Annotated in this window: 4 protein-coding genes; 2 read left to right on the plus strand and 2 right to left on the minus strand. The window is 47.6% G+C overall.

Annotation, left to right across the window (positions count from 1 at the left end; translation table 11 throughout):
- Positions 1-8,761: tandem large repeat (locus VPR01S_RS15525; RefSeq protein ID WP_021706308.1), on the minus strand; the 8,761-nt coding region annotated here is incomplete at its 3' end.
- Between the two features lie 357 nt (positions 8,762-9,118).
- Here VPR01S_RS15525 and VPR01S_RS15530 point away from each other — a divergent pair.
- Positions 9,119-10,174, plus strand: a complete 1,056-nt coding sequence (locus VPR01S_RS15530) for a peptidoglycan DD-metalloendopeptidase family protein (protein ID WP_021706309.1) — start codon at positions 9,119-9,121, stop codon at positions 10,172-10,174.
- 76 nt (positions 10,175-10,250) lie between these two features.
- Here the strand turns inward: VPR01S_RS15530 and VPR01S_RS15535 are convergent, their stop codons facing one another.
- Complete coding sequence (locus VPR01S_RS15535) at positions 10,251-11,414, minus strand: lytic polysaccharide monooxygenase (RefSeq protein WP_156008740.1); 1,164 nt, start codon at positions 11,412-11,414, stop codon at positions 10,251-10,253.
- Between the two features lie 486 nt (positions 11,415-11,900).
- Here VPR01S_RS15535 and glpT point away from each other — a divergent pair, with 486 nt between their 5' ends.
- Positions 11,901-13,265: a glycerol-3-phosphate transporter gene (gene glpT, locus VPR01S_RS15540; RefSeq protein WP_021706311.1), complete on the plus strand. Its 1,365-nt coding sequence runs from the start codon at positions 11,901-11,903 to the stop codon at positions 13,263-13,265.
- The last annotated feature ends 48 nt before the right edge of the window (positions 13,266-13,313 follow it).

A 13,313-nucleotide genomic window follows, 5' to 3' on the forward strand; every position in this document is an offset into this window, starting at 1 on the left:
GGGGAATGCCATCGACCGAAGGCGCCTGAGTATCCAATTGCAGAGTTGGGGTTTCTGATTCAAAAGTCTGCGTATTACGTGTTGCTGATGCCTGAACACTGACTTCGCCATCACTGGCACTCAAATCAAACGATACCGACCACTGACCATCGCTGAGAACCTGAGCGGTTTCCGATTGAAGCGTACTGCCCGCCTGTTTTGCGACCACAGTGATCGAGGTACCGGCAGCCAGACCCGTTGTTTGGCCGCTGATCACCACGCTCTTCGCCTCTTCCTGGCTGTATGGCGTATCCTGATTTGGCGTCAAAGCCCAGGTCACTGGTGTATTCACGGTTTGTGAATGTGTATCCAGAGTATTTTCTGCGTCGTTTTTGAAACCACTCACTTCGACATTCACCGTTTCCTGCGTAGCTGAAAGCGCTATCTCAGATGTGGTGGTTGCCGTCCATGTGCTGCCAGAGCCCGTTAAGGTTGTGTTCACACCCGCAATCGTCACCGCCCCTTCGGTCACCGACTCGCTGAAAGTCACATTCACCACAGCAGCGGAACCATCGCGTAATGTATCAACACTGATGTTGCTAACGCCCGGCTTTTGCTGGTTCAGCGTCAATGTCTTATCCGCAGGCGCCAACTCACTGGCGTTGACCGTAATACTGTTTGCCGCTGTCACGTTGCCACCGAAGATCAAAGTGATCGGGCCATCGGTAAACCCAGAAATGTCGTATGCTGAGCTTGCCCAAGTTCCTGCATTGGCGTCGTAGTTCAGCGGTTGAGCGGCCGTTTGCTGCGTCGCGCCTTTTAGCTGCAGTGTCATCGTGGAAGATGCCACATGCGTAAACGTACCACTGATGACGACTGATTTAGCGTCAGACTCATTGACCTGATCAGGCATCACAGTCACCGCCATCTGTGGTGAATACGCCAGCGAGTAGTCACTGTTGGCTGAGCCGATATTGCCGTATTCGTCCTGATAATCCGTCACTGTCAATGCCACAGCATCGGTAGCATCCACACTTGGAACAACCACATTACCATTCCAAACCGTCCCTTCTGGGTTTGCTGTCAATTGAACGTCTGCACTACCCAGAGTCGCTTTCACTCCGCTGACTTTCTTATTGAACGTCAGCGAAACATTGACCGATTCACCCGAAACCTGATGGGTAGGGTTAAAGGTTACATTGCTCAGAGCTGGCTGAGTGCCAGACATCGTTGCTTCACGTGACGCATTTGCTGACGTTCCATTTTGATTGCTTCCTGAGACTGTCACAGAGACATTACCTTCGCCCCAGTCAGCAATGTCGACTGGTGATGATGACCATTCGCTGTCGCTGCTAAATGTAGCTTCAATCGTTGTGGTCTCGCTGTTAGCACCTGACAAGGTGATGGACAGGGTATCGCCTTGCTCAAACCCCAGTGCGCTGCCGGTCAGCACCAAGGCCTGCGCTTCATCGACTAAGATCACATCATCGGCCGTGATCGTGTTCACAAAAAGTTCTGGTTGGACATTAAAAAGGGCTTCCTGTGAAGCCCCCGTGTTGCCAGCCAAATCGGAATAACCCGTCTGGACAACAACACGTTGACTGACCTCCCCGGCCTTGAGCTGGGGAGTGACACTCCCCACCCAAGTTTTCAAATACTCTTCCCCGGAACTAAAGCTGATATTCACCTCTCCGAGCTTGGCGCTGACGTCCTTAACAGGCTTCGAGAACGTCAGTGTCACGGTATTCTCTTGCCCATTGACGACGGGTATCTGATCAAGCGAAATGTCATTCGAAACAATATTTGGTGGCGTTGCAGACAAATTGAATAGTACTGGTTCCGACTGCACTTTCACTCCTTTGGCATTGGTACCTTCCGCCTTAACGCTTAATTCTCCATCCGCAACTGTAGATAGATCGACGGTTGTCTGCCAGGCATGGTTACTTACCATAGCTTCGAGCGAACCACCGACCTGATGCGTAATGTCACTATCCTGAGAGTAGAAGTGCAACGCAAGTTTATCACCATCACTAAAGCGAGTGCTGGTTCCCGAGATGACAACGCTACTCACGTTAGTCGAATTGACATCATTGATCGTATTTACCGCCAGAGTGGGAAGCAACGGCAACCTAAAGCTATTGTTAGCTTCACCTTTATTACCAGCAAGATCACTGTAATTGTCTATCTTCAGAGTCAAATCGGTAACATTATCGCCAACAACTGGTGTGGTTACCACACCATGCCAAAGCATCATATTGACGCTGTCTCGCGTCCACTGTACTACGTTAGGAATACCGCCTTCTGCACCCAAACTACCTTCGACACTTGCAACTACCTCAGAAAATTGCGCTGTCAACTCAATTGATTGACCGCTACTTGCAACCGCCGGTTCGAACTGCACAACCTCAAGTACCGGAGCCTTGCCATCTAACTCAACGGACACTTCTTGTGGTGTGCTAGTTAGCCCCCACACATCCGTTACTTCGACGACTATATTTAGTTTAGGCTTTTCGATATCACTTGATGACAACTTGTAGTTAAAAGTGTTGCAAAAGTAACCACTTCCACAATCGCTGGCTTGCCCGAATCTTGAAGACGTGTCTTCACTGAATACATAGCTTTGCCCATCAACACTGACGGTGTAGTCAGATACATTAGAACCTTCGTAAGCTTTGTACTTGAATTTTACTTTAAGAATCGTTCCTACTGTCGCAGCTATAGACGAACCTGCAAGTGGATCTTCAATACTCGCTTCAATCTGACCTCGAGGTCGTACAATTGTGATTGATTGTGGATCAGCTTTGTTGCCGGCTTTGTCTTCAAGCGCTTTAACCGCAAACTCAAACTTACCTGTTGGATTGGTACCCGGTAGCAATGAATTCACTTCTCCTGAAAATTCACAAGCAAGACCACCATCCGATAATGGTTCGCATTTATCTTTACTCAGCAGAATGTCCTGAGCACTCACTTTACTCAGCGTTGGCTTACCTGCCGAAGAACCGACGGCCTCTTCACTGTAGACACCAGAGAAATCATCACTAAACTTCAGTTTGGTCACAAATTTCTGCTTACCATCGATTGTAAACACGCTACTTGCATTGAGGAAGTATTCTCCGTTTACCCAGTTCGAATCAGCTTCATCTTTCACCACAGTCGGTACTGATGTATCCAAGCCTGCGAAACTGAACAGACTCACTTTTTCGGCTTTATTTTGGGTAAACGTTCTGGTGATCAAAACCGGATTTTTCATTGACTGACCAGCTATACCCTCCAGCTGACAGGAGTAAGACTTATCGCTTGGTAAAACCAGTTGATACGGAGGATCCTGGTTATCAGGTACCTGATTACCAGAGCCGTTCCAACTGTCACGGATCCAACATTCCAGTTTCTCGACCTGCGCCTCACCACTATGCTCAAACTCAACATTCAGAGACTTACCAGAAATATACGTGGCAAAGTTAGCTGGGCTGGTCACTTTCGTTAACGCGACCCCTTCACGTTGAACATTCAATGTGTAAGTGCGCTTAGCGGTGTTCGGGTTGCTTTGCATATTTCCTGGGTACACCACGTTGTCTTCAACACTGAATTCAAAAGTGTACAGGCCGTCTTGTGACGTTTTATCTATACCAAGTGTTACTGACCACTGATTATCTTCGCCTTTTTGCATCGCCAGAGGGATGCTTGCACCACCATTGAATTTGTAGAAGGCTTCCGGCGTTTTCGTTCCGCTAATGTCTTCGGCGCGCAACGTAAAGACAATGTCACCCGTTTGGTTAACAAAGCCGCCATCCGATATCAGAGAAGAGTCGGCCTTGTAGCTAGCCTGCAGTTCTTTAATATCTGGCACGTTATTATCAACCCGAATATTAAAACTTTGTGAGTTGCTAAATCCACGTGTGTTACTCGCTTCAACATGCAGTGTGACATCGCTTTCAGCCAACACGTTAATCAGGCGCTTTTCATCCCCCGACGGGGTTGTACCATCGATGTCTGGTTTTGTCTGATCCACTGGGTAAATCCAGTAACGGATCGTGTCTTTGTTTACACCGTCGTTACTCTGGTTATCCAAGTTAGAGCCATCGTAATCCACTGCGTTAAGCGTAAATTCATAGCCATTTTTAGTATAAAAATAGTTTTTACTGATGTCCGCTACGTTAAGGCTGAGCGTTGGGCCATTGCGGTCAATCCGCACCTGACGTGATGGCAACTCAGATTCAAAACCTTTTTTATCCTTAGCTTTAACATACAGGTAAACCTTGTCGGACTCGCTGCCTTTAAGGTCAATATTGTTGGCTTCAGATTCGGCAACGTTCAGCTTGTAAGAACCGACTGGTTGAGTCGATAGCACCTGCTCTTTTACCAGCGTATCCTCACTGCCATCGGTGTGCTTTTGATAAAGAGACACCGCTTCAACACCAGACGCATCCGTGATGGATGTAAAATGGACATCAAAGCTCTTACCTAGAACATTCCCTTGAGTTGAAATAGTGTCTCTAGCCCAAGGCGTGTCTAACATCATCGCCGGACCAACAATATCAGGAGTAAAGGTCAAAACGCCTTGTGAGCTTGTACCTGCAGGCACCGCCGCATTTTTCGCAACAACGAAGAACTGGTGCACGCCATCTACCGATGCATTGATGTTTCTTGCAATCAAACGCACCTTAACGTCTGGTTGTTCAGCAATCAAACAAGCGGGCGCAGTTTCAGTCGATAGATCGTCCGCACATTGCACAAGATCCACAACCTCACTCAACGGCGCTTTATATTTCACACTGATCTCAGAAAGTGGGCTCTGACCATCGTCTGCCAGTAGAATCAGGCTGCGTGGAGGCCATTCGTCATTACCACCCAGTACTTTTGGAATCTCTGCGGTACCCTCACTACGGGCAACGGGGCTGGTGGAGTCAATGTTGACCGTAAAGGTTTCAACACCGTACGTATTTTGATCCCGTTTGTTCTGCAGTTTGTCCTCGGCGACAAAGTACACTTTCCAGTTACCGTTATCGAGCGTGTGCTTGCTTTCACCCTCACACGATAGGCACAGCTCTAACGTCGTATCTTTGCCAACATTCTTCAATTCGTCTTTTGTAAACACCTTCGTTTTGCTTGGATCGTCTTTCGAAACAAACAAAACTTTACGTTCATCCGGAATATCACCGACACGATCGGTTACGGCAAAGCGCAGTGGGATCTGGCCTTGGATATTCAGATAAGTATCGGCATTGCTAACGCCTGCAGGGAGTTTGTACTCGACGCTAGGGTAATCATTATCAACGACAAACACGGTATAATGCGGTGGATTATGGTTGTTACCCTCCACGTCTTCCGCCTCTACCGCAACAGTGAGTTGATCAATACCCGGATAGCTATCCTCGTCTTTGGTATTCAAGTCAAAGCTTTCAGATCTCTGGTAATCCGTTCCTGTTTTGAGTTGTTTCTCGAATGCCTTTGTATCTGAGCCATTCAGTGGACGCCAAAGCGCACTGAATATCGGAATCGGAGAGTTCTTAATTTTAGACGCGTCTTCAATTTGCACGTTAAACTTCACTAAGCCGGCAACGTAAGTCTCATTATCCGCTTTGTATACTGAGCCTGTACCCGCTACTGCTGACGCTGTGACTGTCGGACTTGGTGCTTCACCATCAATACTTCCTCCAGACTGCGTAAAGATATTCTGTGACGCGTTGTTTACGGTAATACTTGGATAGGCTTTAGCAATGACGTCTGCCCACTCCAGCGCATCCCTTACTGAAATACCAAAAGACGTCATAACATTATTAACCGCCATCGCCAGCACTTGACGATACGTCTCTGACGTAACTTTATCTCCGTTAACAAAAATCTGCTGGCCTTGGCCGTTCACACCGTCCGCTTTGCCATCCGCGGCCAGATCGTCATAAAACGCCGCGGCATACTCAACTGAAGAAATACGGGAGCTTCCGCCAGTCAGATCGAGCAGGCCTTCCACAATGAAGCGGTGGAAGAACTCATCGTTCAACAAAATCTCTTTTAGGTCTTCATTGGTCGCATAACCGGTCAGAACTGGGTCAAAACCGAAGAAAGAAGCGTTACTTTTAGACGCCAGGGCATTCACAACTTGCTGCAAATACGCTTTAGCATCAGCGTACGTATGCTCACTCTGCTGGCTCCAGATGTAGTCAAACAATCCGGTATGGTATGCCGATAATTCTGTCAGATATATGGTTGAAGGCGGGTTTAGAGCATCAAAGTACGCGCCTAAATGTGCGTTACTGAGATCGACATCTCTGCGTGTTTTGTTGCTCCATTGGTAATAATACGCTTTCCCCGCACCTGGATTACTGAGCTTGAGTTGCAAGAACTGATAAGCACCAAGGTCGGAGCGTAGTTGGCAGGTCGCCACATCCGTCGTCCCCTCAACAAGCCGTGTAGTGCAGCTTGCCACCGGGTTACTGTCAAAGTTACCTTTAGAATTTAATCCACGAAGTTCCACCAGCGCATTAGCAAATGGTGTCACCACATTGAACGTAGGCAAGTCAAAGGTCGATCTGAAGTAAATGGTACTGACATCACTTAGGTTACCAGAGCGATCTTCAGTGGTAATGGTAATCTTCTGTTCGCTGCGCTCCGGTACGGACGCGTAATTATCTTCAAGAAGCTCCTGTACGAAGGGAACGTAATAATTGAGGTAAGAGAGTGGCTCTTCCCCGTTTTTGATGATCTCTTCGTGAGGAATGGCACCGGTCGGTTTCGAAAACGCATCGTGACTGCTTACTTGACCAGCAATATTGTAGTCATTATCCGTCGGTGATTTTACGTAATAACGCACCGTTACTTTCAAATCTTCTGCAGAGGTTCCCTGCGCGCCGCCTTCCACATCAAAATTGTCATCCTGTACTTTTACCTTGATGTAAGGAATGTGGTTATTTTTCAGTGTGGTCAAGGCACTGGCATTGAAATCAGCAAAATCAATATCCTGGTGGACGGCTTTCAGCCCTGAGCGAGCGTATACAAAGTCGACTTTCAGATGGTCTTGCGTGGTAGAGATGTTACTTTCAGTAAACGTATTCGACGTGTAGTCTTTAAGCTCTGTTAAGCCCCGGCTACCGTCAGGCGCAATTGAAATAAACGCCATCTGCGCGTCGTCAATGTTCGGATATGTTACTGACTGTGTTGGCGGTGAATTGTCTTTGGTGACAACCCACTCTTTTCGAGTTTCATTCCCCTGAGCATCCGTTGCAGTGATGGTGAACGTGGTCGCCGCACCAAAGCCAGTTGCTGGATATGGTTCGTTGAAGGCACATTTTTCGCCCGCAGGTTCACGACAGGTGATGTCACGGAAGTCGTCCTCACCTAGGCTAATGGTCAGACTTGCAATTTCACTGGTGCTGTCCATCGCCCAACCTTGAAGGTTGTAGCTGTCATTCGTGCTGTTTATGGTCGGTGATGACTCAACTTCAATCACAGGTTTTACGTTGTCCCAGAAGAAAGGCAACAATACGCCGCTGTTCGACTCATGATAATTGCCGAGCACGTCTTCAGCATACACGACCAAACGCGCCCCAAGGATAAAAGGCTCTCCCTCATCTGGCGTTGGATAATCGCGATCGATGGTAAATGTGTCCACTTCCACACTGGCTTGAGTAGCACGGATGCCGCTGGTAAAGTCAGTCAGGTCCAGCTTGCAGTACTGCTCCATATAACCGTCAGTACACTGCATTTCCTCGGACCAACCACTCGCGGTTTCCAATTGCAGTTTGACCGTTAGGTCCTTGACACCGACATCATCTTTTAGATCGATGATGATTTTGGCATCACCGGCAAGCACGCTGTCACTGTTGCGCGTCACCGTTGGTGCATCTTGATCGATAGCGACTTCATCTCGTGGTGGCAACGCGCCGCCGTTGCCGTTTGGCGTGCCTAGTTTATTGAGCTGCTCACTGAAATCGCGGTATTCGCTCGGCTTGGTGCCCGACACGTTTAAAGCAGGATCGTTCACGACAATCATCACGTGTTGGGACAGTACGTTCGTATACAACTCGCTGTTTACGTCAACCTGACCAAAGCTCATACCCAATTCAACGCCGTTAGCGTCTGCTTCTTTACCATCCAGCACTCCATCCGAGCGGATATCTCGATATTGGATGTCCGATAGATGCATTGATGTATAAAGGGTTTTACTTTCTTCGGTAGGGTAACGGTCTATCAGATCTTTGGCGTAAGACGAGTAAGCCGTTAATAACGCGCCGTATTTATGGCCATCGGTGGCATTGCTGCTTTGACCGCCCTTGGTAATGTCAATCGGGGTGGTTTCGTTAACATCAAAACCGTACATATCGCTGATGGTATTTACCGAGCTTGTGACCGCATTGGTCGCACTCTCTCCACGTTCGATTTTGTACTCTGCCAGACCGGTCGCCATATTTGACAACGGCGTCAGCATGATCGACTGAGATGTTCCTTCTGAGAAGTTGGCCACACTCGACATCGTCATTGTTTTGCCATTACTGGCCGATATCACTTCTTCTGTAATCGGATCGCGGTAAGCGCCGCCGCTGGCCTTCACATAGACCGGCATGCTAGAGGATTTGACCGGAACAGAATAGTAACCGGACTGATCCGACTTGGATTCACCCAGTTTACGTCCTAATTTTCCGTCTTTGTATTCCCAAACAGATACTGTGGCACCAGATACTGGCGCATCGTATACCTTGCCTGAGATGGTTCCGGTTGCGCGATCCGGTGGCGTAGAGTCTTTCTTACTGCCACCGCCACCACCGCCGCCACAGGAAGCGAGCGTCATGGCTAAACAGACTAAAGACAACCTAGCTTTATTATTATTGATGCTAATCATGATATCGACGTTGTATAAAAATTTACCGGATTATATTTTTTATAGGAATTTTCTCAACGTGTCATATTGACTAACCAATTAGGTATATTGACCAATCATTTGGATTAATTAACTAACCTATAATTGTTATTAATACTCATATTTCGAAAGTAGAATTAAAAAACAAAACTTTTAATGCGTCACTATAGGCAAAAAATTTATATTTTTTTCTTACAGATTGTAATCCACGACTCAGACGTGCATAATTCCGAGTCAAAAAATAAAGCGTTAACGCTAATAATTAATTCGTCAGAATCGGCTAAATCTATGATGGTGAACACTGAGTACCTCAAAAATACGCTATCAGAGTTAAGTGAGTTCAGGCCTTCTCCGAAAGCCTGCTACCTTGGCTTTGCCCTACTATTCATTACGATCCTTACTTACTCCGTGTCCATGCGTACCGCACCAGACACATCGGCAGCCTGGAGACTTCCCCCTCTGGAAGAGCCGCCAATCTCCGTAGAGCACCCTGTCACGTCCAGTTTTAGAATATATAATGCGCATATTCAGGGCTCTTTTTTTATTTCCGCACTGGATGCAGGAATGAGCTCCTATGAAATCAGTACCTTAGTCAGTACATTAAATTCACATTTTAACTTTGTCACCATTCCAGAAGACGGCGCTGAATTTTCTGTTGAGTTTGATGATATTAAATCGTCAAAGGTCCGAGCTTTTTATTATAAAGATCAGGGCAAGCAGTTTTTTGCTATGCGTTATAAAAATGGACACTTCTATAATCAAGACGGCGTCGCACTTGAGGAAGAAGCATTTCTGTTACAACCAACCACAGTCCATTTTCCTATCAGTTCAGGCTTTGACTTAGATCGCTTGCACCCGATCACACGCAGAGTTACTCCTCATCACGGCACAGACTACATGACTCCCGTTGGTACACCTGTGATGAGCATTGGTTCTGGTGAAGTCATCGTTTCGCGTTACGACCGGTTCGCTGGTAACTATATTACCGTACGTCACAGCAACGGCTACGCCACTCGCTATCTGCATTTATCAAAACGCTATGTACATAAAGGCCAGATCATCAAAAAAGGTCAACCGATCGGATTGACTGGCAATACTGGCAGAACAACAGGCCCCCACCTGCATTTTGAGCTGCTGAGTAATGGGAAGGCGATTGATTTTGAACGTTACCGCTATCAGTTGAAATCTCCTAAATCGGACATTCTACTGAGCCGGGCAGAAAAAAAAGAAATGCGACTTGAGATTCAGCTGTTTATGGCACGAGTGGCAGAGCAGCAGCAACTCGGCTTAGCGATGAACTCTCCCAAAAACAATGAGCGTCCCGCAAAACCACTGGCTCAGTAGTCGATCTCATAAAAAGTAACTCTCATTAAAAAAGAGGCTCTTTGAGCCTCTTTTCTATCTATCGATTCCAATACGTCTAGCGCCAAACTCCCCACTCTCCCGTAGTTCCGGGTTCATCTCCCTGGGTCCACCACTGCGCTGTCCACTCTCTGCCAGCATGCGACACCACATCGCCCGCCACATACGTTGCACTCACGCTCCAGGCATTTTCTGGCTGAGGTGGCGGCGTTGTGTCGTCTTTGATGAGTGAGACTTGATAGCTGTAGGAATCATCCGGCGCAAATACTTGATTGGCATAAATGTTAGCGGTGTCATACATGTAATGGTTCATTTCTTCGTGCCAAATGCCAATAAACCACTCGCCTTGTTTACTCTCATTGAATTGCGCTGCTAACTCTGCAGACCAGGTCGCTGTGTTATTGGCAGTGATTGGCAAGCTAACGTCCGTGTTTTCGCTACCACTTGCGTCAAACGTACGCAGACGAACGGTATCTCCAGGTTCAACCGGGCCGAAACCTTGAGAAACAAAATAGCCCAATGCCGTCAGGTTATCTGCCGGGTCTGTTGGATCGGTTGGATCCGTTGGATCCGTTGGTCCCGTGCTGCCATCACCACTGAAGGTAATGTCACTACAGTTATAAAAGCCTTCGCCTGCCGGGTCTTCGCGTTGCCAGCGCGTATACAAAATGGCATCACCATTGCGGCCAGCAGGTAAAGTAACCTTGAAGCGATAACGCTTATCCTCCCCAACCTGAGTATTCCCGGCCGTATCCACCAGCTCAAGATCATCCCAAGTGAGTGGCGCATTGTGGTCATATCCGGGTTTGGTCAGATAGAACTCCCAGAATGAAGGATTGTGTGGTGCTGTTGCATTGAACACCAATTCGATTTGATTGTTGGCATCAAGGGTGATGGCCGTCTTTTGCCAATACGGTGATGGTATATCTAAACCCGATTTGGCGCTGTCGGCCGCAGAGCAGAGGCTGCCATCACGAACGGTCGCTTTCACGTGAGCCATATCGTTGTAATTCGCAACATTGGCCGCAACCTCATTGCGCTGCACAAATGGATAGGCTCCTGATTCATCGTAAGCAGCCTGACAAGCCTGGTTAGGGATGTTGTTATCCCAAAAACCGCCGTCGAGATAACACGTATTCTGTCTTGCACTTGGAAACTCTACCCAACCATGAGCATTGGCCGCAACAGGCATCATCAGCCCTAAGCCAGATGCCGCCAACATCAGTGACGTTATTTTTTTCATCATTTTATCCTTGTGTAAGTCCGGCTCATTACCGCAAGGGCTCTGAGCATGCACATGCCAAGAATGGCTCTAACAAATTAGCAAGGAAATGTTCAAAAATCGGGTTGGTGTCTCTGATCTGCTATCTCCTTTCCAATCAATCGGCAACAAACATAAAGTTGCGTCTGTCGCTTCGAGTCACTTCAAAGTTTAATTATTGAGCGAAATGGAATTTAACCGTCTAGCATATTCCAAAACGAACATAATTCGTTCATTTACAATCGTTACTGTTTTTTGAGAAAGTTGGAGCAATGTTGAAAAAATTAAACCTAATTAGCTGTATTTTTATAATTTTTAATACTTATGCAACATTTATCACAGTAATAAATTTCTCAATTCATACAATCACCCTCTTTTCGAACGAAACTTAAACTTGCTCGTTCGCACCTTAAGAAAACCATCGCAAAAACACACTATGAGGTTCCTATGTTTGGAATATTCAAACCAAAAGGGCATATCGATCGCCTCCCTGGCGACAAGATCGACAGCACTTATACCCGCCTCCGTTGGCAATTGTTCATCGGTATTTTTGTCGGTTATGCCGGCTATTATCTGGTGAGAAAAAACTTCAGTTTGGCCATGCCATATCTGATTGAACAGGGCTTCAGCCGTGGTGATCTCGGTGTCGCACTTGCGGCGGTTTCGATCGCTTACGGCTTATCTAAATTCCTGATGGGAAGCGTATCAGACCGCTCAAACCCGCGTTACTTCCTGAGCGCCGGATTGTTAATGTCCGCTCTGGTGATGTTCTGTTTTGGTTTCATGCCATGGGCCACTGGCAGCATCACAGCAATGTTCATCCTGCTGTTTTTAAACGGATGGTTCCAGGGAATGGGATGGCCCGCCTGTGGACGGACTATGGTGCACTGGTGGTCGCGCAAAGAGCGCGGTGAAATCGTTTCTGTATGGAACGTTGCGCACAACGTCGGTGGTGGCTTGATTGGTCCTATGTTCCTGCTTGGCCTGTGGACATTTAATGACGACTGGCGTACCGCTTTTTATGTTCCCGCCTTTTTTGCTGCCTTAGTCGCTGTATTTATCTGGATGACCATGCGTGACACGCCTCAGTCCTGCGGTCTGCCACCGATCGAAGAGTACAAAAACGACTACCCGGATGACTATGACAAGTCACACGAGAATGAAATGACAGCGAAAGAAATCTTCTTTAAATATGTCTTTTCTAACAAGCTGTTATGGTCTATCGCGATCGCCAACGCATTTGTGTATCTGATTCGTTACGGTGTACTGGACTGGGCTCCGGTTTACCTGAAAGAAGCCAAAGACTTCAGCGTGGATAAATCATCCTGGGCATACTTCTTGTACGAGTGGGCCGGCATTCCGGGCACTCTGCTGTGCGGCTGGATCTCGGACAAACTGTTCAAAGGTCGTCGTGCTCCTGCCGGCATTCTGTTCATGGTATTGGTGACGCTGGCGGTTCTGGTTTACTGGTTCAACCCGGCAGGCAATCCAGGTGTTGACATGGCAGCGCTGGTGGCTATCGGCTTCCTCATCTACGGCCCGGTCATGCTGATTGGCCTGTATGCTCTCGAACTGGCACCGAAGAAAGCCGCTGGTACCGCGGCGGGTTTAACCGGCCTGTTTGGTTATCTGGGCGGTGCGGTCGCAGCGAATGCAGTTTTGGGTTACACCGTTGACCACTTTGGTTGGGATGGCGGCTTCCTGATCCTGGTCGGCTCGTGCATCACCTCCATCGTGTGCCTGACGTACGCATTTATCGGTGAACGAACCATTCACAAGCAAAAAGAGCTTAATAAAGAAGCAGTTGTATAACTTTGTAATAAAAACTTCATTTTTAGATGGCAGCCTGCGGGCTGCCTT

This window comes from Vibrio proteolyticus NBRC 13287, from assembly GCF_000467125.1.
In the GTDB taxonomy this organism is placed as follows: domain Bacteria; phylum Pseudomonadota; class Gammaproteobacteria; order Enterobacterales; family Vibrionaceae; genus Vibrio; species Vibrio proteolyticus.

Coding starts and splice junctions, on each gene's coding strand:
- VPR01S_RS15530 (WP_021706309.1), top strand. CDS start 9,119: ATGATGGTGAACACTGAGTACCTCAAAAATACGCTATCAGAGTTAAGT.
- glpT (WP_021706311.1), top strand. CDS start 11,901: ATGTTTGGAATATTCAAACCAAAAGGGCATATCGATCGCCTCCCTGGC.
- VPR01S_RS15535 (WP_156008740.1), bottom strand. CDS start 11,414: ATGTTGGCGGCATCTGGCTTAGGGCTGATGATGCCTGTTGCGGCCAAT.